We start from the raw sequence: 23126 nt of genomic DNA on the forward strand, positions 1-23126 counted from the left end.
CCTGGCGTTGAAAACAAAGGAGAAACACAATGAAACATGGAATCAAAGCACTCTTAATTTCGCTGTCCTTCGCTTGCGCGACGCTGAGCCATAGTGCGCTGGCAGCGCCTTCTGCTGTGGCTAAGCCACCCGCTGCGCAGCAAAGTAAAAGCGATACCGCCACATCAGCGCAAACCAAAGCACAGGATGCGGCGAAAAGCGCGGATGATGAAGGTGGTACCCGGGTGAGTATCAATAGCGCAACGGCGGAAGAGCTGTCGCGGGTCATGAATGGCGTGGGTATCAAGAAAGCCCAGGCGATTGTCAGCTATCGGGAAGAGTACGGCCCGTTTAAATCTGTAGACGATCTTAAGCAGGTGCCAGGCATAGGAGGGACGCTGGTTGAACGTAATTTGTCGAATCTGAAGCTGTAAGCCGCTTGCGTAGTCGCTAATCTTTGCCAGAATAGAGAGGTCATACCAGTATGACCTCTGTCTCTATAACTATAAACAGTGAAGGTTAAAGCGCTATGCAGACGCAAATCAAAGTTCGTGGTTTTCATCTTGATGTCTACCAACATGTGAATAATGCCCGCTATCTTGAGTTCCTTGAAGAGGCGCGCTGGGATGGGCTGGAAAACAACGAGAGCTTTAAATGGATGACTGCCAACAACATCGCTTTCGTGGTGGTCAATATCAATATCAACTATCGCCGTCCGGCCGTATTGGGCGATGTGCTTACAGTGACCAGTCATGTGCAGCAGATTAATGGCAAAAGCGGTGTACTGAGCCAGGCGGTGACATTGAACCCTGAGGGGCAAATGGTTGCTGATGCGCTGGTGACGTTCGTCTGTATCGATCTCAAAACGCAAAAAGCCCTGGCGCTGGAAGGTGAATTAAGAGAAAGGCTTGAGAAGATGATCCGCGAAGGCGATTAATTCATCCTTTTCGCGTCGTTTCGTCGTTCGGATAAAGCAATGCCGCCATCAGGCTAAAGCCCGGTGGCTAGCATACTCACCGGGCCATGTATTGTGATTACTTCAACCCGGTTTTTTGTTTCATTGCCGCCATCACGGCGGGTTTGTCCGCCAGGTAGTGCTGTAAACCGTTGGCGCGCAGGTTACAGGCTGCGCAATGCCCACAGCCATCGCCTTTGATGCCGTTATAGCAGGTCAGTGTCTCGCTGCGTACCAGATCCAGCTTGCCCCAGTAATCAGCGAGCGCCCAGGTTTCGGCTTTATCAATCCACATCAGCGGCGTTTCGAAACGAATCTCTTTTGCCAGGCCCAGGTTAACCGCATGATTTAGCGCCTTAACAAACTCATCGCGGCAGTCGGGATAACCAGAAAAATCAGTTTCGCATACGCCGGTGATCACCGCTTCCGCCTGCACCTGATAGGCATACACGGCGGCCAGCGTCAGAAACAGAATATTACGCCCCGGTACGAAGGTGTTCGGAATGCCGGTCGCGTCGGGTTCATAATCCGGAACCGGGATGCTGTCGCGCGTCAGGCTACTCACCGCCAGTTCATTCAGCAGCGTTACATCCAGCACTTTATGCGCGCGTGCGCCCAGCGTTAGCGCCAGTTCTCGTGCCACATCAATTTCAGCACGATGGCGCTGGCCGTAATCAAAGGTTACGCAATGCACTTCATCGTACTGCTGTAACGCCTGGATCAGGCAGGTTGTGGAGTCTTGTCCGCCACTAAACACAACAACGGCACGTTTCATAATTCTTCCTGACAATGACAAATAAAGCGCTATGGTAGCGCGAGCGACTGGCAGCGACCAGCTTCTTCACAGCAATGGGGCAGGGAGCCAGGCTTTGGCAAAATCAAACCAGCCGCGCGTATTTAAGTGGATCCCTTCCACGCCCGGCGGCGCACTGATACGGTACTGATAATTAAACATCGGCGTGAGAATGGCGTTGTCCATCAAGTGATAAAAAACATCCTGTAGTGCGCGGTTGCGCTGCTGTTCGTCGGGCTGGCGTTGAACCGCATCCAGTGTGGCTTGCAGATGCGCAAATTGTTGCGTACTCAGCAGGTTTGGCCACAGCGGATCGCAGCGCAACCACTGTTCCAGCGTGCATTCTGGCGCTTCGCCGATCAGCCTGTCACCCATCATCAAATCGGCGCTGGCGAGATGAGTACAACCTTCCCAGTTTTTGCCGTCATGGAAAATCACCGTCAACTCGCAGCCAAGTGTCTGCAAATGCCGCTTAAACTGTTCCGCCATGGTATGTAACTCCACGGGTAAGTGATAAACCAGCGTAAGTTTGCCCGGTAGCGAAACCTGTTCAGTGGGCCAGTCTGGCATTTGCCAGCCGGGTAATAGCTCCTGGCTTGGCGTGATGAGATTCTCATCCAGCGGCAGCGTTTGCAGCAGCGAAGAGTGATGAATAATCTGCACCAGCCTGCGTAACTGGGCGTCATTCAACCGTGCACCCGGGCGCAGAGTAAGGTAGCAGAACCCCAGGCTGATACTGTTACTCACCGGCTGCAAGTGTTGCAACTCATCGGCCTCGCCAATGGCAATCTGTACCGGGTGCCGACAACTGGTGCCGAGATCTTGCTCAAAGAGTTGCGGGGTTATCCAGAATTCCACCGCTTTAAGCAGCGGGTGGCCCAGGTGGTAATAGTCGTGGCTTTCCAGGCGAACCAGTTCCCGGCTGAATGTCACCAGCCGAAAAGGCCCGGTGCCCAGCATCGGCTGCTGCGGGTGCGCCAGACGGCTGCCATAGCTGGCTAGCCTGTGCGCCAGCCAGTAATCCGGGTGATGCAGCTTGAAGGTCAAACACCAGGGATGCGTTATGTCGATGCGTTCGACACTGGCAAATAGCTTTTGCAAGGCGGGCAGCGTCAGCAGCTTGTGCAGTTGCGCCTGCAACTGTTCAGCCGTCACGGCGTCGCCGTTATGCCAGTGCAACGTTGAGTGCAGATGAAAATGCCAGCACAAGCCATCCGGGCTGATATCCCAGTGATGCGCCAGGTCGCCCTGCGGCTGGAAACTGCGCGTGACGAAACGCGTTAAGCCGCTAAAAATCTGCCCGGCTAAATGCTGCTCCGCACGGCCGGGGAGAAAGCCCGGTACCAGCGGATCCAGCGGGCGATAATAGGGAATACGCAGCGTCGGCGTTTCGTTTTGCCATAAGCCACCCAGAAAGGGATTGAGCAACGCGCGCAGATCGTCAGGATCGAGCTGCGCTAACGCCAGCGCGTTCTGCTGTTGCCCGGCGTTTAACGCGAACTCCAGCATTTCGCTACGCAGGGATTCAGGTGTGGCGAGAAAATGAAGCTCGCCGCGCTTGCCGCGCCCGGATTGCGACTGCCAGCTTAACCAACCTGCTTCCTGCATCTGGCGCAGCAGCGTGCGCATATGCCTCTCGCTGCAAAAACAGCGCGCCGCCAGTTCACCAATGCTGACGGATTGCGCCTCCCCGGCGGATGCCTGCCACAGACGCTGGTATTGATTAAGCCGATTGAGTTGTCGCATAAACCCGGAACAATAATTTTTATCTATTCACTATTACTTCCGTATATCCCACGCAATACTGGAACACAACACTGAACTTCACAAAAACGCACTACACGCGGAGAAAAATCATGGCACGTCTGGCCGCTTTTGACATGGATGGCACCCTGTTAATGCCCGACCATCGTTTGGGCGACCAAACCTTAGCAACCCTCCGGCGCTTGGATGAGCGGGAGGTGACGCTCGCTTTTGCCACCGGGCGTCACGCGCTGGAGATGCGCCGTATTCTTAGCGCTATCGCGATTGACGCTTTTTTAATTACCGGCAACGGTACGCGGATCCATTCTCGTGAAGGTGACGTATTGTATCGCCAGGATCTCAGCCCGGAAGTGGCCGATCTGGTGCTGCACAGCCGCTGGGAAACCGAGGCCACTGTCCATGTTTTCAATGATTCGGGTTGGTTGACCGACAAAGCGTTGCCAGAGACATTGCAGGCGCACCTTTATAGCGGGTTTACCTACCAGCTCACCGATCTCAAACGCCTGTCCGCGCATGACGTGACCAAAATCTGCTTTGTTGGCGATCACGACGATCTTTGCCGTTTGCGCATTCAGTTAAATGAGGTGCTGGGCGCACGCGCACACTTGTGTTTCTCCGCGATGGACTGCCTGGAAATCCTGCCGGTGGGGTGCAATAAAGGCTCGGCGCTGGCGGTGCTCAGCACAACGCTGGGTTATTCGTTGCAGGATTGCATGGCATTCGGCGATGCGATGAATGACAGAGAGATGCTCGAAAGCGTCGGAAAAGGAATGATCATGGGCAACGCCATGCCGCAACTGCGTGCGGCGCTACCCCATTTACCGGTAATTGGACACTGCCGGGATCAGGCAGTATCACACTTTTTGACCCACTGGCTGGACACACCCAATCTTCCTTATTCCCCCGAATGAAAAGATCTTTCCAGCGAGCCAGGCGCTACTGCCTGGCTTTTTTTATGCCGTAAGGCGGGTGATTTCGGCTTTCCACTGCTCAATATCACCAAAGTTCGCCGCTACCCATTGCGGGTTGTAGTAGGTGTCCAGATAGCGTTCACCACTATCGCAGAGCAGCGTCACGATAGAGCCGCTGCGGCCTTCTTCACGCATCCGCGCGGCAAGCTGCAACACGCCCCACATATTGGTACCGGTGGATGCTCCCACTTTGCGCCCCAGTTGCGTTTCCAGCCATTGCGCGGTGGCAATACTTGCCGCATCCGGCACGCGCAGCATCTCATCAACAACGTCGGCAATGAACGAGGGTTCCACACGCGGGCGGCCAATGCCTTCGATTTTACTGCCTACCGCGCTTCGCAGACTGGCGTCGCGATGCTGCCAGTAGTCGAGAAACACTGAATTTTCAGGATCGACCACCATCAACTGGGTGTCATACCCCTGGCTGCGAATATAGCGGCCAATGGTGGCGGAGGTCCCGCCGGTGCCCGCGCTCATCACAATATAGTCGGGTTGCGGATGCGGTTCATTTTTCATCTGGCGGAAAATACTGTCGGCAATGTTGTTATTGCCACGCCAGTCGGTTGCGCGCTCGGCAAAAGTAAACTGATCCATATAGTGACCGTTCAGTTCTTTCGCCAGCCGTTCGGACTCGGCGTAAATCTCGCAGGCGCTATCGACAAAGTGGCAGCGACCGCCGTAGAACTCAATCTGCTCAATCTTGCGTTTCGCCGTACAGTGCGGCATCACGGCAATAAACGGTAAACCTAAAAGCCGTGCGAACCACGCCTCTGAAACCGCCGTGGAACCGGAGGAGGCTTCAATAATCGTGGTGCCCTCTTTGATCCAGTCGTTGCATAAGCCGTAAAGAAACAGCGAGCGCGCCAGACGGTGCTTCAGGCTGCCGGTCGGGTGAGTGCTTTCATCTTTTAAATAGAGGTTGATGCCTGCAAAACCCGGCAACGCCAGGCGGATCAAATGGGTATCTGCTGAGCGCTGTGCGTCCGCATTAATTTCGTTGATAGCGTATTTAACCCAGTTGCTATTCATGGTGGTTATCCGTTTGTCATTTTGTGCCCAGTCTAGCGAAAGAGAAAGAAAAAAGGGTTGTCATTTCGCCTTTGTATTAGACTGTTAAGAGAAAAATATTCTCCTGAGGTGGGTAATGTTAGATAAAATTGACCGCAAACTGCTTTCGCTGCTGCAACAGGATTGTTCGCTCTCTTTGCAGGCGCTGGCAGATGCCGTTAATCTGACCACCACACCGTGCTGGAAACGTCTGAAGCGGCTGGAAGATGACGGCATTTTACTCGGTCGGGTGGCAGTGCTGGATGCCGAAAAACTGGGGTTAAATTTAACGGCATTTGTGCTGATCAAAACCCAGCATCACAGCAGCGACTGGTACTGTCGCTTCGTTAACGAAGTCACGCAGATGCCGGAAGTGCTCGGTTTCTGGCGCATGGCGGGAGAATACGACTATCTTCTGCGTGTGCAGGTGGCAGATATGAAACGCTATGACGACTTTTACAAGAAGCTGGTGAACAGCGTTCCGGGGCTGTCAGATGTCACTTCTAGCTTCGCCATGGAACAGATAAAATACACCACGGCTTTGCCCATTGAATAACCCTCGCGGCAGTAATTCACTGCCGGAAAATCACGTTCAGGATGTAACCGCGTGCGATTATTTGCTCAGTTAGGCTGGTACTTTCGCCGGGAATGGCAACGCTATCTCGGGGCTGTCGCCTTACTTATTATCATTGCTATCTTGCAGCTTATCCCGCCCAAAGTGGTGGGGATCGTGGTGGATGGCGTCACCGAACAGCACTTCACCTCGCAACAAGTGTGGATGTGGGTAGGTGTTTTAGTCGCTGTGGCTATTGTCACCTACTTGCTGCGCTACGTCTGGCGCGTCTGGCTGTTCGGTGCATCCTATCAACTGGCCGTTGAGTTGCGGGAAGATTTTTACCGTCAGTTGAGCCGACAACATCCGGAATTTTATCTCCGCCACCGCACCGGTGATTTGATGGCCCGCGCGACCAACGATGTCGATCGCGTCGTTTTTGCCGCGGGCGAAGGGGTGCTGACGCTGGTGGATTCGCTGGTGATGGGCTGCGTGGTGCTGGTGGTGATGTCAACGCAAATCAGCTGGCAGCTCACGCTGCTGTCGCTATTACCGATGCCGATTATGGCGCTGGTTATCAAGCGTTACGGCGATCAGTTGCATCAGCGCTTTAAGCTGGCGCAGGCGGCGTTTTCCGCGTTAAACGATCGAACCCAGGAGAGCATGACCAGCATTCGCATGATCAAAGCGTTTGGTCTGGAGGATCGCCAGTCGGCGTTGTTCAGCCGTGAGGCGGCAGATACCGGTGCAAAAAACATGCGCGTGGCGCGCGTTGATGCCCGTTTTGATCCCACCATTTATATCGCCATTGGTATGGCAAATATGCTGGCGATTGGCGGCGGTAGCTGGATGGTGGTGCACGGTTCCTTAACGCTCGGCCAGTTAACCAGCTTCGCTATGTATCTGGGGCTGATGATTTGGCCGATGCTGGCGCTGGCGTGGATGTTTAATATCGTCGAGCGCGGCAGCGCGGCTTATAGCCGTATCCGCGATATGCTGGCGGAAGCACCGGTAGTGAATGACGGCACCGAACCGGTGCCGGAAGGGCGCGGTAACCTGAATATCGCCATCCGTGAATTTCGTTACCCGCAGACCGGGAGCGCGGTGCTTAACAACGTGGCAGCGACGCTGGCGCCAGGCCAGATGTTGGGCATTTGCGGCCCGACAGGCGCCGGGAAAACCACATTGCTTTCTCTGATTCAGCGCCATTTCGATGTTGAGCAGGGCGATATCCGTTTTCATGATATCCCCCTGACGCGCCTGCAACTGGACGCCTGGCGCAGCCGGCTGGCGGTGGTCAACCAGACGCCATTCCTCTTTTCCGATACCGTGGGCAACAATATTGCGCTGGGTAAACCTGGCGCGACGCAGGAGGAGATCGAGCATGTGGCGAAACTTGCCAGCGTGCACGACGATATTCTGCGTTTGCCGCAGGGGTATGACACCGAAGTGGGTGAGCGCGGCGTGATGCTTTCTGGCGGGCAAAAACAGCGGATCTCAATTGCCCGTGCGCTGCTGCTGAATGCGGAGATTTTAATCCTTGATGATGCGCTCTCCGCTGTAGATGGGCGTACTGAACACCAGATCTTGCACAACCTGCGCCAGTGGGGCGAAGGGCGCACCGTTATTATCAGCGCGCATCGCCTGTCGGCGCTGACCGAGGCCAGTGAGATTATTGTCATGCAGCATGGGCACATCGCACAACGCGGCCAGCACGAGCAACTGGCGCGCCAGCCGGGCTGGTATCGCGATATGTATCGCTATCAGCAACTTGAGGCGGCGCTGAATGATGTTCCGCAGGAGGCGGTTGATGCGTAATTTCACCAAACAGTGGCCAACGCTGAAACGCTTGCTGAAATACGGCTCGCCGTGGCGCAAACCGTTGGCTAAAGCGGTGCTGATGCTGTGGGTCGCGGCGATTGCCGAAGTCTCCGGCCCGGCGCTGATCAGCTACTTTATCGATAATATGGTGGCGAAAAACTATCTGCCGCTCGGCATGGTTGCCGGGATGGCGGCGGTGTATGTCGGCCTGCAATTACTTGCGGCCCTGCTGCATTATGCGCAAGCGCTGCTGTTTAACCAGGCGGCGGTCGGCGTGGTGCAACAGTTGCGTACCGATGTGATGGATGCCGCCCTGCGTCAGCCGCTCAGCGCGTTTGACACCCAGCCTGTCGGGCAGATTATTTCGCGCGTGACCAATGATACTGAAGTGATCCGCGATCTCTACGTCACGGTGGTGGCAACGGTGTTGCGCAGCGCGGCGCTGATTGGCGCGATGCTGGTAGCGATGTTTAGCCTCGACTGGCGCATGGCGCTGGTAGCGATGGCGATTTTCCCGGCGGTGCTGATAGTGATGCTGCTTTACCAGCGTTACAGCACGCCGATTGTGCGGCGCATGCGTGCTTATCTGGCGGATATCAATGATGGTTTCAACGAAATCATCAACGGGATGAGCGTTATTCAGCAGTTTCGCCAGCAGGCGCGTTTTGGGGAACGAATGAGCGAATCCAGCCGTTCGCACTATATCGCCCGCATGCAAACCCTGCGGCTGGACGGCTTTTTGCTGCGTCCGCTGTTGAGCCTTTTCTCCGCGCTGGTGCTGTGTGGCTTGCTGATGCTATTCGGTTTCTCGTCCGTAGGCACGGTAGAGGTTGGGGTGCTGTATGCCTTCATCAGCTATCTCGGGCGTCTTAACGAGCCGTTGATTGAACTGACAACGCAGCAGTCAATGCTGCAGCAGGCGGTAGTCGCCGGTGAGCGCGTGTTCGAGCTGATGGACAGGCCGCGCCAGACTTACGGCTATGATGACGCGCCGCTGCAAAGCGGGTCTATCGATATCGACAATCTCTCTTTTGCTTACCGCGACGATCAACTGGTGCTGCAGGATATCTCCTTGCACGTGGAGCCGCGCAGTTTTGTCGCGCTGGTCGGGCACACCGGCAGTGGCAAAAGTACGCTGGCCAGCCTGTTAATGGGCTATTACCCGCTGACGAAAGGGGAGATCCGTCTGGACGGGCGTCCTCTGTCTGCATTAGGGCATGCGCCGCTGCGCAAAGGTGTGGCGATGGTGCAGCAGGATCCGGTAGTGCTGGCGGACAGCTTCTACGCTAACGTGACGCTGGGGCGTGAAATCAGCGAAGAACAGGTGTGGAAAGCGCTGGAAACGGTGCAGTTAGCTGAGCTGGCGCGCACGATGAGCGACGGTATTTACACACGATTGGGCGAGCAGGGTAATAACCTCTCGGTGGGGCAAAAACAGCTGCTGGCGCTGGCGCGCGTGCTGGTTGATACGCCGCAGATCCTGATTCTGGATGAAGCGACAGCGAACATCGATTCCGGCACCGAACAGGCAATTCAGCACGCGCTGGCGGCCGTGCGTGAGCATACGACGTTGGTGGTGATCGCCCACCGTTTATCGACCATTGTTGAGGCAGAAACGATTCTGGTGCTGCATCGCGGCCAGGCGGTTGAGCGCGGTACTCATCAGCAACTGCTTGAAGCGAAGGGCCGTTACTGGCAGATGTATCAGTTACAGCTTGCCGGTGAGGAGCTGGCTGCCAGCGCGCGCGAAGAGTCGCTTATCGCCTGATGCACCAAAATTAAGCACGCACCTTCACGGACTCTCTGTTGGTGCAAAAAAGTAACGCACCATGCACTGTCATGGTGCGTTTTTCTTTGCGCTTAACCTGCCGAATCATAAGCAAAGTTTTTCCCCTTTCTTGCTCTGCCCGTCCGGGCGCACTAACAACCTGAAATCTTCCCTGTTTTCATTCCTGGCACAACGATTGCAATGTCTATTGCGTGTTAGCTGCGGCCATTATCGAATTCGACTGGAGGGGGATCTATGAAGCTGGTTACCGTGGTGATTAAGCCATTCAAACTTGAAGACGTGCGTGAAGCGCTTTCTTCTATTGGTATTCAAGGGCTGACCGTAACTGAAGTGAAAGGCTTTGGCCGTCAGAAGGGTCACGCTGAGCTGTACCGCGGTGCGGAATATAGCGTCAATTTCCTGCCAAAAGTGAAAATTGATGTGGCGATCGCTGACGATCAACTCGATGAAGTGATCGATGTGATCAGCAAAGCGGCCTACACCGGAAAAATTGGCGACGGCAAAATCTTCGTTGCCGAGCTGCAACGCGTCATTCGTATTCGTACCGGCGAAGCCGACGAAGCGGCACTGTAATACAAGACACACAGTGATGGGGATCGGAACAATGAAAAACACAACATTAAAAACAGCTCTTGCTTCGCTGGCGTTGCTGCCAGGCCTGGCGATGGCGGCTCCCGCTGTGGCGGATAAAGCCGACAACGGCTTTATGATGATTTGCACCGCGCTGGTGCTGTTTATGACCATTCCGGGCATTGCGCTTTTTTACGGCGGTTTGATCCGCGGTAAAAACGTACTGTCAATGCTGACGCAGGTTGCCGTCACCTTCGCTCTGGTGTGCATCCTGTGGGTGGTGTATGGCTACTCGCTGGCATTTGGCGAGGGCAACAGCTTCTTCGGCAGCTTCAACTGGGCAATGTTGAAAAACATCGAACTGAAAGCCGTGATGGGCAGCATTTATCAGTATATCCACGTGGCGTTCCAGGGTTCCTTCGCTTGTATCACCGTTGGCCTGATTGTCGGCGCGCTGGCTGAGCGTATTCGCTTCTCTGCGGTGCTGATTTTTGTGGTGGTATGGCTGACGCTCTCTTACGTGCCGATTGCACACATGGTCTGGGGCGGCGGTCTGCTGGCAACCCACGGCGCGCTGGATTTCGCGGGCGGTACGGTTGTTCACATCAACGCCGCGATTGCAGGTCTGGTGGGTGCTTACCTGATTGGTAAACGCGTGGGCTTTGGCAAAGAAGCATTCAAACCGCATAACCTGCCGATGGTCTTCACTGGTACCGCTATCCTCTATGTTGGCTGGTTTGGCTTCAACGCTGGCTCTGCAAGCTCGGCGAACGAAATCGCGGCGCTGGCCTTTGTGAACACTGTCGTTGCTACTGCGGCCGCTATTCTGGCGTGGGTATTTGGCGAATGGGCAATGCGCGGCAAGCCGTCTCTGCTCGGTGCTTGTTCTGGTGCCATCGCGGGTCTGGTTGGTATCACCCCGGCCTGTGGTTATGTGGGTGTCGGCGGCGCACTGATTGTGGGGCTGATTGCCGGTCTGGCTGGGCTGTGGGGCGTTACTGCGCTGAAACGTATGTTGCGTGTAGATGACCCGTGCGATGTCTTCGGTGTGCACGGTGTATGCGGCATCGTCGGTTGTATCCTGACGGGTATCTTCGCGTCTACGTCGCTGGGCGGTGTCGGTTTCGCTGAAGGTGTGACCATGGGCCATCAGGTGCTGGTGCAGCTGGAAAGCGTTGCCATCACTATCGTGTGGTCTGGCGTGGTGGCCTTTATCGGCTACAAACTGGCGGACATGACGGTAGGTCTGCGCGTACCGGAAGAGCAAGAGCGTGAAGGGCTGGATGTGAACAGCCACGGCGAAAACGCCTATAACGCCTGATTACGTTGAGTTATCTCCTGAGCATAAAAAAGCCTCCGATCGGAGGCTTTTCTTTTTAAAGCATTTAAAGCGCAGTTAGTTGCGATTGCGCATAACGCCTTCCTGCACGCTGGAGGCCACCAGCACACCCTCTTGCGTATAGAACTCACCGCGCACAAAACCGCGAGCGCTGGAAGCTGACGTACTTTCCACACTGTAGAGCAACCACTCGTTCATATTAAACGGGCGATGGAACCACATGGAGTGGTCAATGGTGGCAACCTGCATACCACGCTCAAGAAAGCCCACACCATGCGGCTGAAGCGCAACCGGCAGGAAGTTAAAGTCCGAAGCATATCCAAGCAGATATTGATGCACGCGGAAATCGTCCGGCACGGTGCCGTTTGCGCGGATCCATACCTGGCGGGTAGGATCGGCAACGTGGCCTTTTAGCGGGTTATGAAACTCAACCGGGCGGATCTCCAGAGGCTTGTCACTGAGAAACTTCTCTTTGGCCTGCGGAGGCAACAAGTGGGCAAGCGCGCGGGCAATATCCGTTTCGGATTGCAGTGAATCCGGCGACGGTGCCGGCGGCATCGTTTTTTGGTGCTCGTAGCCGGTTTCCGGTGCCTGGAACGACGCGGTCATATAGAAAATAGGTTTGCCGTTCTGGATGGCCGCAACGCGTCGGGCGCTGAAACTGTTGCCATCACGCAGCACTTCCACATCATAAACAATCGGTTTTTCACTATCGCCCGGACGTAAAAAGTAACTATGGAACGAATGCACCAGGCGCTCGGCAGGAACGGTCTCTTTGGCGGCATACAAAGCCTGGCCGACGACCTGGCCGCCAAAAACCTGGCGCAAGCCGAGATCTTCGCTCTGCCCGCGAAACAAGCCCTCTTCAATTTTTTCCAGGTTCAGTAATGCCAGCAGATTGGATAACGCCTGACTCATAGATTTCCTCAAATTAATAACGGCTGACGGAGCGAATTATCCGAATAGTATAACCTGGAAAAATTGCTGGTCCGATGGGTTCAATAATCTGAATAGATGGCAGTTTGCAGGAATATATCCCGCACGTGTGCCACACTTGTTCAGGTTACGATGGTTTGACCACACATCCTGGCGGGCGAAACGCCTGCCGGTGCATTGAAGATAAGGAGAAATCAATGAAACTCGTGCACATGTTAAGTGGTTTAGCAGTCGCGGTCGCGCTGTCTGCCTGCGCCCAAAAGGGCGGCGATATTCCGACACCTGCACCCAACCCAAATGCACCTGCGGCAACAAATAAACCGGCGATCACGCAACCGAATGTTTCGGGTACGGTTTGGATCCGTCAGAAAGTGGCGTTGCCGCCAAACGCGGTACTCACCGTGACGGTTTCTGATGCTTCGCAGGCAGATGCGCCGTCGAAGGTACTGGCGCAGAAAGCTGTCCGTACTGAAGGTAAACAGTCACCGTTTAGCTTTGTGCTGCCATTTAACCCGGCGGATATTCAGCCCAACGCCCGCATCCTGCTGAGCGCGGCGATTACCATTGACAACAAAATCGTCTTTATTACCGATACGGTTAAGCCGGTTATCAACCAGGGCGGTACAAAAGTTGACCTGACGCTGGTGCCGGTACAGCAAACCGCTGTGCCGCTGCAACAAAGTGGTGGGGCGGCAACAACAGTGCCTTCCACTTCTCCGACTCAGGTAAACCCGTCGGAAGCGACACCTGCGCCGACGCAGTACTAATCTGATTGTGCTCCTCCCGGTTGGGAGGAGCCTTAATAGATCCAGCGATAACGCTGTAAATCGATTTGCCCACTTCCCGACACCACCACGCCTTCCGCCAGCAGCGCCTGACGCTGACGCTGTAGATCCGGCCCGGTCAGCGAGATACAACCATGACGATTCACCACCCGATGCCACGGTAATGTGCTGCCTTCCGGTAAGCGTTTCAGCACGCCGCCCACCTGGCGTGCCGCGCGCGGTGAACCGGCCAGCTTCGCCACATCACCATAGGTCGTGACATAGCCTTCGGGTATGGCGGCAACGATTTGCCACACTCGCTGCGGGAAAGAGTCCTGTGTATCCATTGTGATGTCCTGAAGGAAGAAGAGGCAGCATAAACAGCCAATCGTGTGCTGTGAAGAGGGGATTGCGCAAGAAACCAGCATCCGCCCCGGCGCGGCTTGCAATTGCCATCCCGGATAGGGATAATGCGCCAGCGCGTTGGTTAACAACGCTCTCAATGGGGGCTCTGTTGGTTCTCCCGCAACGCTACTCTGTTCACCAGGTCAGGTCCGGAAGGAAGCAGCCAGGGCAGATGACGTGTGTGCCGGGATGTAGCTGGCAGGGCCCCCACCCAATTCTGCTTCCTTTGTTTTTCTCACTCGCGTGAATAACGCAAATACCCCGCAATGCCATCTTCTCCGCCATCCGAAGGGTGATGAACACCTTCTGAAACCGGAACTTGCGCAAAGTCGAAGGGCGAAACGCCGGCAATACAGGCCACATTGACACCATACTGATCCGGGTTTGAGCGCCGCTGATGGAAGGTGTAGATGCCGCAAATCGAGCAAAAATAGTGCACAGCTGTTCCGGTGTTAAAGCGATATTCGGTCAATTTATCCTTGCCTTTAATCACCTCAATGCCCGAGAGCGGGGCCGACACGGTAACTGCGCCGCGCATTCGGCAAAAAGAGCAATTACAGCGCCGCACAGTGTTAAAACCGTCCGAAAGCTGCACAGAAAACGCCACCGCGCCGCAGTGACACTGCGCCATTAATTTTTCCGCCATCGCTTTCCTCATCAAGACAAATCAAACGGGTCTTTCAACCTTAGCCTTTTTTACCTTTTTTGGTGGGGGAAAACGCGTGGGTTCACTGGTGATGTTTTTATGCAGAAACGGTACGCTGTAGCCGCAAAAAATAATGCTGATAAAAGGGCAGGGAGTATGCGCAACATCGTATTGGCATTGACGTTATCGGTATCGACGGCATCTTTTGCCGCTACGTTGCAGTCAGGGGTTTATGAAGGGCTGCAACTGGCGGTATCACCCTCCGGGCAGGTTATGGGCTACTACTCTGAAACCATGGGTGTTGGCATGACGCGAAACTGCTCCTTTGCGCTGGCGGGTAACGTCTCTCCGGCCGGGGAGGCGGAAATTTCCAGCTGGTCTTCCGATGTGCTGCCGGGGCATCTTTCCGCTACGGTGGACGGCGTGACATTGAAGATTGTGAACGGGCAAAACCATGACGGCTGCATGAATGTGATGGTGCCGCAGATCAACGAGGGGATTGAGTTGAGTAAAACCCAGTCGACACAATGGGTTTCTCTCGCCGAAGTGGTTGATGAACGGGTTTATCTCAGCAGCACACCGGATACCAGCACGCGGCGCAAGGCGTGGATTGTCAAAGATGATGTGGTGGGGGTGCTGAAAACCGGGCAGGGCTGGACGCAGATCCAGTTTATTAGCGAGTCAGGGAAAAGCACCACTGGCTGGGTTAACAGCCAGTCGATAAAGCCGCTGACAGCGCCTGCGGCCTGAGTTTTACACCACGCTACGTTTTAATGGCGCTTGCGTTTCGCGAAGCGCCAGCCACAAGGGTTTAAGTCGCAGTAGCGCGTTTTCCAGCTCATTTGAATCCAGCGCGAAAGGGATACGCAGATAACGCTCAAACGCCCCTGTCAGCCCGAAACGCGGGCCAGCGCCGAGGTGGATACCAATCGTTTCTGCACGGGCGGCAAACTGTGTTGCCAGCATATCGGGCAATTCTATCCAGAAAGAGAGGCCGCCTTCCGGCAGTGAGAAACGCCAGTCGGGGAAGTGTTCCCGCAGCAGCGCTGCACAGCGATCGCGTCGTGCTTTGAGCATATCGCGACGCGCGGGCAGAAAGTTTTCGCCATTTTCCATCAGCCATAGCGTTGCCAGTTGTTCCAGCAGCGGTGAGCCGAGTTCCAGCGTATCGCGCGTCTGCACCAGCGTAGCAATGGTTCGCGATGAGGCGCGGATCCACCCTAAACGCAGCCCACCCCAGAACGTTTTCCCCGCCGAACCGAGCGTAATTACCGTGCTGCTACTATCAAACGCCGCCATTGGCGGTGGCGGCGGAGACTCGTACCATAAATCCACCATCGTTTCGTCAACCACCAGGGTGGTGCGCGCTTGCGCGGCAACGCTGACGATGGCCCTGCGCGTGGCGATATCCATACAGCGGCCGGTTGGATTGTGATAATCAGGCATTAAATAAGCCAGCCGTGGCGCGGTCTGCGCCAGCGTCGCGGCGAAACCGTCGATGTCCCAGCCCGTTTGTGGTAAAGAAACGCCAAACGGCCTGCACGACGCTCCCTGAATGGCGGCAATCGCCAGCGGATAGGTCGGGTGATCGACCACCACGCGATCGCCGGGCCCGGTCAGCATGCGCAGAATCAGCGCCAGACCGCTGAGCGCGCCATTGACTACCATCACTTCATCAGCATGCGTGGGTAAGCCGCGGGCGGTGTATCGTGTGGCAATCGCTTCGCGCAATGCCTGCACACCTAATTGCCCGTAACCGGTGCGGGAAAGATAAGGCGGAATGGCCGCCAGCGCATGGATATAAGCCTGGTGAATTTCCGGGCCAGCGCTGAGCGCGGCAGTGGAGAGATCGAGTGCTGTGCCCGCCGTGCTTAGCGTGGGTATCGCGCGGCTATCGGGCAGGATCACGCGCGAGCCACTGCCGTGGCGGCTTTCCAGATAACCTTCATCACGCAAGTGTGCGAGTGCGCTGGCAACGGTTGTGCGGCTGATCTCGAGCATTGAGGCCAGTTCACGCTCTCCGGGAAGGCGTGTCTCCATTGCCAGCCTGCCATCAAGGATCAGCAGGCGCAGCGCGTCGGCTAGTTGTCGCCATAACGGCGTACGCGAAGCGGGTTGTTGCCAGTGGCCCAACAGACGGTGTAACGAGTGGCTACCCAGACGGCGTGATGACATATACAGTCCACTATTTGAAAACTGGACATTAATAATAAGTCCATTTCCGGTAAAGATGAAAGCCTGGACAACCGGAGAAAAATAATGCTGCGTCGATTAATTCAACTGTATACAGGTCTGGTTCTGTACGGCGTTTCTACCGCCATGTTTGTACGCGCGGATCTGGGCGCGGACCCATGGAACGTCTTTCATTTAGGCATAATGAAATTGCTATCGCTGGATATTGGTACGGTGATGATCGTGACCGGTGCGCTGGTGCTGCTACTGTGGATCCCGCTGCGCCAGCGGCCCGGATTGGGAACGATCAGTAATGTGATTGTATTAGGTCTGGCCGCCGATGCTGCGTTGTCGCTGATGCCGGTGCTGGATTCGCTGGTGGCTCGCGGCACCTTACTGGTTTGCGCCGTGGTAGTGAATGCCATCGCGACCGGAATGTATATTGGCGCGGGGTTTGGTGCCGGACCGCGTGATGGGTTAATGACCGGTATTCATGCGCGCACCGGCTGGTCGGTGCGGACTATCCGCACGGCGATTGAAGTTTCTGTGCTGTTTATCGGTTGGCTGCTGGGGGGAACCGTTGGCGTGGGCACGGTGGTTTACGCACTGGCGATTGGCCCGCTGATCCAGCTTTGCCTGCCGTGGTTTCGTCAGAAACCAACGCGAAAGCCTGAGCCACAAAGCGAGCCAGCCTTATAAATGTGTATTCACTGCAATGCGCTGCGCCATTCACCCCATCAATTTTGGTGTTGAGCGGGCGGTTTACTTTATAAAACGACCAGGGGATTCTGGTGTAACAACATCCGTTGGCGTTGAAAAGGAGTGATGGTCAATGGCAACACCCGAGCTCGAAACCGCAAGACTTCTTCTCAAGCCGCTGGCATCGGAAGATGCTACGCAAATTCAGCGTATCTTCCCGCGCTGGGAAATCGTACGCTACCTGATAGCCAGTGTGCCCTGGCCCTACCCGGAAGGTGCCGCGCAGCATTATGTAGATAATGTTGCGCTGGCGGCAAACCGCGCAGGGGACGGCTGGTTTTGGACGCTGCGTCGCAAAGCAGACCCGACAGAGTTGATGGGGGTTATTTGCTTAATGAATACGCCAGATAATAACCGGGGTTTCTGGTTGGCACCGGAGTGGCAAGGGCAGGGCTATATGACGGAAGCTTGCCATGCGGTGAATGATTACTGGTTCAATGTGCTCGATCGCGATGTGCTGCGCGCACCGAAAGCCGTGGCGAATGCGCGTTCGAAAAAGATTTCTGAACGTAGCGGAATGCGGCTGGTTCGCTGCGAGAAAGGGCAATACGTCTCCGGAGAACTGGACACCGAGCTTTGGGAGATCACGCGCGATGAATGGAATAATTTTCACCGCTGAAACCTGTCAGCCGCAGGAGGCTGGCAGGTTATTTAAATTTCATTGTCGATATATTTATTTACGCAGATTTATTTGTCATTTAAATGACATGTTAATTTAATATTTTTGTCATAATTCTTAGGCAGATTAATCTAGGGTTTTTTTAAGTTGTTATAATTCTGAAATATATTTCTGGATCAGTTCCATAAGTTCGTGTATTAATTAGCATGTTTATTCACACAAGAAGGGATAATCATGGCCAGTGCTGTATTAAACGTCAAAATTGATGAAGCGCTAAAAGAGAAACTTCGTCATTACGCAGAAGTAAATAGTGAAAATCTCGGTACCGCGACAGAAAAACTGTTGCTGCTGGCTTTTCAGGCTGCGGAAGAGGCGGGAGTATCGGAAGACGACATTGATAACCAGCATACCGAAGAAGAGAGTTCTACTCCGTTAACTCCTAAAGAAATTAAAGCGTTACGTAAACTTCTGAAGAAGAAAAAATGAACCAACAACTGCTATCAACCGCCAGCAACTATGGCGAAGCCTGTGAGCTGCTGCGCTCAGGTTTTGTTAAACAAGTTCGTCTGGACTGGAATATCGGAAGTGATGAGTTTTTTCGCATCGCATCAGACTGGTGCGACGCCGGAGCGAAAATTAAAAAAGAAGGGCACAGCTTTATTATTTCGATAAAAGGCTTCCCGATCCCGCGTCAGCAGTAATGTATTTGTCATGAAACTGTCATTTTAATTGCATTAAAAAATGTGATGGTGGTTTCATAATAAAAATACGTAACCATCTCAAATGCACATTACGGATGATGTTTCCGACGAGCCTTTTGTGGCTCGTCGCTATTTCTTTTCCCGCACAATATCCTTCCACTGTATTTAGCCCCGTCTGGTATTTTCTCCGAAGCGCTCACAGGCACTGACCTGCAAACCGGGTATACTGGAAAACTGTTTGCAGCCGGGAAGCGCTATGAAAACCATCACTCTTTATGATGTCGCCAGCCATGCGGGCGTCTCTTACCAGACCGTTTCGCGCGTGATTAACGATGCGGCACATGTCTCGCCAAGGACGCGCGAGAAAGTGCTCGCTGCAATGGCGAAACTGCATTACATCCCCAATCGCGGTGCTCAGCAACTGGCAGGTAAACGCACAAAAACGCTCGGTTTGTTGACGACCGATCTGGCTTTGCATGCGCCATCGCAAATCGCGTCGGCGGTAAAATCCCGCGCCGGCCAGGCCGCGGCCAGCGTGATCATCTCTATGTTGGAGCAGCACGATGCAGCCAGCTGCTCGGCTGCCTTACAGGAACTGCTGGCGCAGCGCGTTGAAGGCGTGTTGATCAACGTGCCGCTTGATGATGCGCTGGCGCAGCAACTCGCGGCGCAGGCGGTACCCACGCCTGTGTTGTTCCTGGATGTTGGCGAGACGGCCGCGGTGAACAGCCTGGTGTTTGATGCCATGCAAGGCGCGCGGCTTGGCGTAGAACATCTGCTGGCGCAGGGGCACCGTCAGATTGCGTTACTCGGCGGGCCGCAGACTTCGGTTTCCGCGCGCACCCGCTTTGCTGGCTGGCTGACGGCGCTCCAGCAGGCGGGGCTTACGCCTTGTGCCAGCGCGCACGGTGACTGGAGCGCGGCTTCCGGTTATGAAAAAGCGCACAGTTTGCTTGCGGGCAGCCAGTTACCCGACGCGGTGCTGGTGGCAAATGATCAAATGGCGCTTGGCGTTATCCGCGCCTGCGTCGAGAAAGGAATTGATGTGCCGGCGCAGATCTCGGTGGTGGGTTATGACGATACCGCCGATAGCGCCTGGTTTTCCCCACCGCTCACCACTATCCGTCAGGCATTTAAAGAGGCCGGGGAGCGAAGCGTCGACTGGCTACTCAGCCCGTCAGCTCAGGGCGATGTCACAGGTCAAACGCGGCTGCCGGTGATGCTCATCGAACGCCACTCCACCGCGCCAGCCCGGCAACAGAAACTGAGTGGTGAAACCCTTGCCAGACGCTTAAACGAACTGGCGCAGCAGGTTGCGATGCTGGATCGCCGTTAACACTTTTGTGATCCCCTTCGCTTTGATCCTGCTACCGGCTTTACCTGTGGTGAAAAATGCGTCATTGTGCCGTTAATTGTGAGCGCTTCGCAAAATGAGGTTTTTATGTCTGCTTCCGCGTTAAATTCGCTTCTCTCCCGCCGCGACTGGGAGAACCCGGTCCTCACGCACTGGCACCGTTTACCCGCGCATGCGCCGATGCGCAGCTGGCGCGATGAAGTCTCTGCGCGTGATAACGCGCCATCGCCCGCACGCCGCTTACTCAACGGTCAATGGCAATTCAGTTTTTTCGCTGCGCCAGAAGCGGTGCCGGCAGGGTGGATCGAGGAAGATTGCGCTGATGCGGTGGTAATGCCAGTCCCTTCAAACTGGCAAATGCAGGGTTTCGATACGCCGATTTATACCAATGTCACTTACCCGATCCCGGTAAATCCTCCGTTTGTACCACAACAAAATCCGACCGGTTGTTACTCGCTCACATTCGAGGTGAGCGAATCAGAACTGGCGCACGGGCAAACCCGTATTGTTTTTGACGGGGTGAACTCGGCTTTTTATCTGTGGTGTAACGGGCAATGGATCGGCTACTCACAGGACAGCCGCCTGCCTGCTGAGTTTGATTTAAGTCAGGCACTGAAGGTCGGAGAGAACCGGCTGGCGGTGATGGTGCTGCGCTGGTGCGATGGCAGTTACCTGGAAGATCAGGATATGTGGCGGATGAGCGGCATTTTCCGTGACGTTTCTCTACAGCGTAAGCCCGTCACGCACATTGCCGACTTTCACCACGTTACGCAGTTAAATGCGGAACTGACTCACGGGCAGTTGCAGGTTTATGCCCGGCTTGCAGGCGATTTTACCGATTGCCGCGTCGCTTTTGCGTTATGGCGAGGGGAAGAAAAAATCGCCGAAGCGCAACAAACGCCGGGCAGCGCAGTGGTTGATGAGCGCGGATGCTGGGCAGAGCGCCTGAGCGTCACGTTGCCGGTGGCTTCTCCATTGTTGTGGAGCGCTGAAACGCCGCACCTTTATCGCCTGACGCTAACACTGCTCGACGCACGGGGAAATGTACTGGAAGTGGAAGCCTGTAATGTCGGGTTCCGCCAGGTTGAGATCAGCAACGGCTTGCTGAAACTTAATGGAAAACCGTTGCTGATCCGTGGCGTTAACCGCCACGAGCACCACCCGGAAAACGGGCAGGCGATAGATGAAGCCACCATGCGTCGCGACATTGAGCTAATGAAACAGCATAACTTTAATGCGGTGCGCTGCTCTCACTATCCCAATCATCCGTTGTGGTATCAGCTGTGCGATGAATACGGTTTATATGTGGTGGATGAAGCCAATATCGAAACCCACGGTATGGTGCCGATGAGCCGTCTCGCTGACGATCCGCTCTGGCTTCCGGCGATGAGCGAACGCGTAACCCGCATGGTGCAACGCGATCGTAACCATCCATCGATCATCATCTGGTCGCTGGGAAATGAGTCTGGGCATGGCGCGAACCACGATGCGCTCTATCGCTGGCTGAAAACCACCGATCCGACGCGCCCGGTGCAGTATGAAGGTGGCGGGGCGAACACCGCCGCAACCGATATTGTTTGCCCAATGTATGCGCGCGTTGACCAGGATCAGCCATTCCCGGCGGTGCCGAAGTGGTCAATCAAAAAGTGGATCGGTTTGCCGGATGAAAACCGCCCGCTGATTTTATGTGAATACGCCCACGCGATGGGCAACAGCTTCGGCGGCTTTGCCAAATACTGGCAGGCCTTTCGCGCCGCGCCGCGCTTGCAGGGCGGTTTTGTCTGGGACTGGGTCGACCAGGCGCTAACGAAAAAGGACGAGAACGGACAACCGTTCTGGGCGTATGGCGGTGACTTTGGCGATACGCCAAATGATCGACAGTTCTGTATGAATGGGCTGGTTTTCCCGGACAGAACACCGCATCCGGCGCTGTATGAAGCGCAGCGCGCCCAGCAATTTTTCCAGTTCAGCCTGCTGAGTACCCAGCCGCTGGTTATTGAGGTGGAGAGCGAATACCTGTTCCGCGCTGCCGATAACGAGTCCCTGCGCTGGCGCGTGGAGCGTGATGGCGAGGTTCTGGCACAGGGAGAAACGGCACTCGATATCGCGCCGCAAGGAAAACAGAAAATTGCGCTCACGCTCCCTGAGCTGCATGCGATCCCGGGAGATGTATGGCTGAATGTCGAGGTTTACCAGCGGGCGGCAACGCGCTGGTCGGCGGCGGAACACCTTTGCGCGTGGGATCAGTGGCGTTTACCTGCCCCGCTGTATAGTGCGCCGCGTGAGGTTAAAGGTGCGTGTCCGGCGTTGCAGACGAGCGAGCTGGATTACACAGTCAGCGCTGGTCATCAGCGCTGGCAGTTCAGTCGCCAAAGCGGCAACCTGGTGCAGTGGTGGCGCGATGATCAACCGACGCTGTTAACGCCGCTCATGGACTGCTTTGCCCGCGCGCCGCTGGACAACGATATCGGCATCAGCGAAGTGACGCGCATTGATCCTAACGCCTGGGTAGAGCGCTGGAAAGCGGCTGGCATGTATGACCTGCATGCGCAGTTGCTCTATTGCGAGGCGGAAGAGGGGGCAGCAGACGTTGTTATTCATACGGGACATTGCTGGGTGGGCGCGGGAAAAACGGCGTTTATCAGCCATAAACGCTGGCGCATTGATAGCCACGGTGTATTGCACGGTGACGTGGAGGTACAGGTGGCAACCGATATTCCGCCACCGGCGCGTGTCGGCCTGGTTTGCCAGCTCGCAGAACTCCATTCGCAGGCAAGCTGGTTAGGGTTAGGGCCGCATGAAAACTACCCCGACCGTAAACTGGCGGCGCGCCAGGGTTTGTGGACATTGCCGCTTGCTGCGCTGCATACGCCCTATATTTTCCCCGGCGAGAATGGCCTGCGTTGCGATACGCGCATGTTGCGCTATGGCGCGCATCGACTGGACGGCGATTTCCACTTCTCGCTGGGGCGCTACAGCGATAAGCAACTGCGCGAAACCACACATCATCATCTGCTGCGTGAAGAGGATGGTTGCTGGCTGCATGTTGATGCGTTCCATATGGGAGTCGGCGGCGATGACTCCTGGAGCCCAAGCGTGTCGGCAGAGTTTATTCTCAACACGGACAAGGTGCGTTACGCCTTTTGCTGGCGGCAAGACTAAACTTATCGGGCCTGATGCGGCGGGGGT

General features: G+C 55.3%; 23 protein-coding genes and 1 other RNA gene. 17 read left to right on the top strand and 7 right to left on the bottom strand.

Going from position 1 to position 23126, the window contains the following annotated elements:
- Positions 1-29: 29 nt before the first annotated feature.
- Entirely contained in the window at positions 30-413 is a 384-nt protein-coding gene (locus tag H650_RS19510; protein WP_020456773.1) for a helix-hairpin-helix domain-containing protein, read from the top strand.
- 95 nt (positions 414-508) lie between these two features.
- A complete protein-coding gene (locus H650_RS19515) occupies positions 509-916 on the top strand; it encodes a YbgC/FadM family acyl-CoA thioesterase (RefSeq protein WP_020456774.1) in 408 nt (135 codons plus the stop codon).
- Between the two features lie 97 nt (positions 917-1013).
- Here H650_RS19515 and queC read toward each other — a convergent pair whose 3' ends face one another.
- Complete coding sequence (gene queC, locus H650_RS19520) at positions 1014-1709, bottom strand: 7-cyano-7-deazaguanine synthase QueC (protein WP_020456775.1); 696 nt, start codon at positions 1707-1709, stop codon at positions 1014-1016.
- Between the two features lie 66 nt (positions 1710-1775).
- Positions 1776-3473 (bottom strand): SgrR family transcriptional regulator, encoded by a 1698-nt coding sequence (locus H650_RS19525; protein WP_020456776.1) that lies wholly within the window; start codon positions 3471-3473, stop codon positions 1776-1778.
- Between the two features lie 110 nt (positions 3474-3583).
- On the opposite strand from H650_RS19525, the gene cof reads away from it, so the two are divergent.
- Positions 3584-4402, top strand: a complete 819-nt coding sequence (gene cof / locus H650_RS19530) for an HMP-PP phosphatase (RefSeq protein WP_020456777.1) — start codon at positions 3584-3586, stop codon at positions 4400-4402.
- Between the two features lie 42 nt (positions 4403-4444).
- Here the strand turns inward: cof and H650_RS19535 are convergent, their stop codons facing one another.
- On the bottom strand, positions 4445-5491 hold the full coding sequence (locus tag H650_RS19535; RefSeq protein ID WP_020456778.1) for a PLP-dependent cysteine synthase family protein: 1047 nt from the start codon (positions 5489-5491) through the stop codon (positions 4445-4447).
- A 115-nt stretch (positions 5492-5606) separates the two neighbouring features.
- Between H650_RS19535 and H650_RS19540 the strand changes: the two genes are divergently transcribed.
- From H650_RS19540 to amtB, 5 genes are all read left to right on the top strand, one after another.
- Complete coding sequence (locus H650_RS19540; RefSeq protein ID WP_017458897.1) at positions 5607-6065, top strand: Lrp/AsnC family transcriptional regulator; 459 nt, start codon at positions 5607-5609, stop codon at positions 6063-6065.
- Positions 6066-6116: 51 nt separating this feature from the next.
- Complete coding sequence (locus tag H650_RS19545) at positions 6117-7880, top strand: SmdA family multidrug ABC transporter permease/ATP-binding protein (protein ID WP_020456779.1); 1764 nt, start codon at positions 6117-6119, stop codon at positions 7878-7880.
- Complete coding sequence (locus H650_RS19550; RefSeq protein ID WP_020456780.1) at positions 7873-9651, top strand: SmdB family multidrug efflux ABC transporter permease/ATP-binding protein; 1779 nt, start codon at positions 7873-7875, stop codon at positions 9649-9651. Before H650_RS19545 ends, H650_RS19550 begins: the two co-directional genes overlap by 8 nt.
- Positions 9652-9906: 255 nt before the next feature.
- On the top strand, positions 9907-10245 hold the full coding sequence (gene glnK / locus H650_RS19555; RefSeq protein WP_002891893.1) for a P-II family nitrogen regulator: 339 nt from the start codon (positions 9907-9909) through the stop codon (positions 10243-10245).
- Positions 10246-10276: 31 nt separating this feature from the next.
- On the top strand, positions 10277-11563 hold the full coding sequence (gene amtB, locus H650_RS19560) for an ammonium transporter AmtB (RefSeq protein ID WP_020456781.1): 1287 nt from the start codon (positions 10277-10279) through the stop codon (positions 11561-11563).
- 75 nt (positions 11564-11638) lie between these two features.
- Here amtB and tesB read toward each other — a convergent pair whose 3' ends face one another.
- A complete protein-coding gene (tesB, locus tag H650_RS19565) occupies positions 11639-12499 on the bottom strand; it encodes an acyl-CoA thioesterase II (protein ID WP_020456782.1) in 861 nt (286 codons plus the stop codon).
- A gap of 215 nt (positions 12500-12714) precedes the next feature.
- Here tesB and H650_RS19570 point away from each other — a divergent pair, with 215 nt between their 5' ends.
- Entirely contained in the window at positions 12715-13284 is a 570-nt protein-coding gene (locus tag H650_RS19570) for a YbaY family lipoprotein (protein WP_020456783.1), read from the top strand.
- Positions 13285-13316: 32 nt separating this feature from the next.
- Here the strand turns inward: H650_RS19570 and H650_RS19575 are convergent, their stop codons facing one another.
- A complete protein-coding gene (locus H650_RS19575) occupies positions 13317-13628 on the bottom strand; it encodes an MGMT family protein (protein WP_020456784.1) in 312 nt (103 codons plus the stop codon).
- A 165-nt stretch (positions 13629-13793) separates the two neighbouring features.
- Here H650_RS19575 and ffs point away from each other — a divergent pair.
- Positions 13794-13890, top strand: an RNA gene (ffs, locus tag H650_RS24875) — signal recognition particle sRNA small type.
- Between the two features lie 31 nt (positions 13891-13921).
- Here ffs and H650_RS19580 read toward each other — a convergent pair.
- Complete coding sequence (locus tag H650_RS19580; RefSeq protein ID WP_020456785.1) at positions 13922-14332, bottom strand: GFA family protein; 411 nt, start codon at positions 14330-14332, stop codon at positions 13922-13924.
- 156 nt (positions 14333-14488) lie between these two features.
- On the opposite strand from H650_RS19580, the gene H650_RS19585 reads away from it, so the two are divergent.
- Complete coding sequence (locus tag H650_RS19585; RefSeq protein ID WP_020456786.1) at positions 14489-15082, top strand: SH3 domain-containing protein; 594 nt, start codon at positions 14489-14491, stop codon at positions 15080-15082.
- Positions 15083-15085: 3 nt separating this feature from the next.
- Here H650_RS19585 and yczR read toward each other — a convergent pair whose 3' ends face one another.
- Complete coding sequence (yczR, locus tag H650_RS19590) at positions 15086-16507, bottom strand: MocR-like transcription factor YczR (protein WP_020456787.1); 1422 nt, start codon at positions 16505-16507, stop codon at positions 15086-15088.
- An 84-nt stretch (positions 16508-16591) separates the two neighbouring features.
- Here yczR and yczE point away from each other — a divergent pair, with 84 nt between their 5' ends.
- The 6 genes from yczE to H650_RS19620 all read left to right on the top strand — a co-directional run bounded on the left by yczE (position 16592) and on the right by H650_RS19620 (position 23099).
- On the top strand, positions 16592-17203 hold the full coding sequence (yczE, locus tag H650_RS25475) for a membrane protein YczE (protein ID WP_020456788.1): 612 nt from the start codon (positions 16592-16594) through the stop codon (positions 17201-17203).
- A gap of 133 nt (positions 17204-17336) precedes the next feature.
- Positions 17337-17882 carry a GNAT family N-acetyltransferase gene (locus H650_RS19600; protein WP_020456789.1) on the top strand — a complete coding sequence of 182 codons (546 nt, stop codon included), beginning with the start codon at positions 17337-17339 and terminating at the stop codon, positions 17880-17882.
- Between the two features lie 234 nt (positions 17883-18116).
- Positions 18117-18368, top strand: a complete 252-nt coding sequence (locus H650_RS19605; RefSeq protein WP_017459970.1) for a hypothetical protein — start codon at positions 18117-18119, stop codon at positions 18366-18368.
- Entirely contained in the window at positions 18365-18583 is a 219-nt protein-coding gene (locus H650_RS19610; protein ID WP_020456790.1) for a hypothetical protein, read from the top strand. Before H650_RS19605 ends, H650_RS19610 begins: the two co-directional genes overlap by 4 nt.
- 256 nt (positions 18584-18839) lie before the next feature.
- Positions 18840-19919 carry a LacI family DNA-binding transcriptional regulator gene (locus H650_RS19615; RefSeq protein ID WP_020456791.1) on the top strand — a complete coding sequence of 360 codons (1080 nt, stop codon included), beginning with the start codon at positions 18840-18842 and terminating at the stop codon, positions 19917-19919.
- 105 nt (positions 19920-20024) lie between these two features.
- On the top strand, positions 20025-23099 hold the full coding sequence (locus tag H650_RS19620; protein WP_020456792.1) for a beta-galactosidase: 3075 nt from the start codon (positions 20025-20027) through the stop codon (positions 23097-23099).
- Positions 23100-23126 lie beyond the last annotated feature (27 nt).

Source organism: Enterobacter sp. R4-368 (assembly GCF_000410515.1).
Lineage (GTDB): Bacteria > Pseudomonadota > Gammaproteobacteria > Enterobacterales > Enterobacteriaceae > Kosakonia.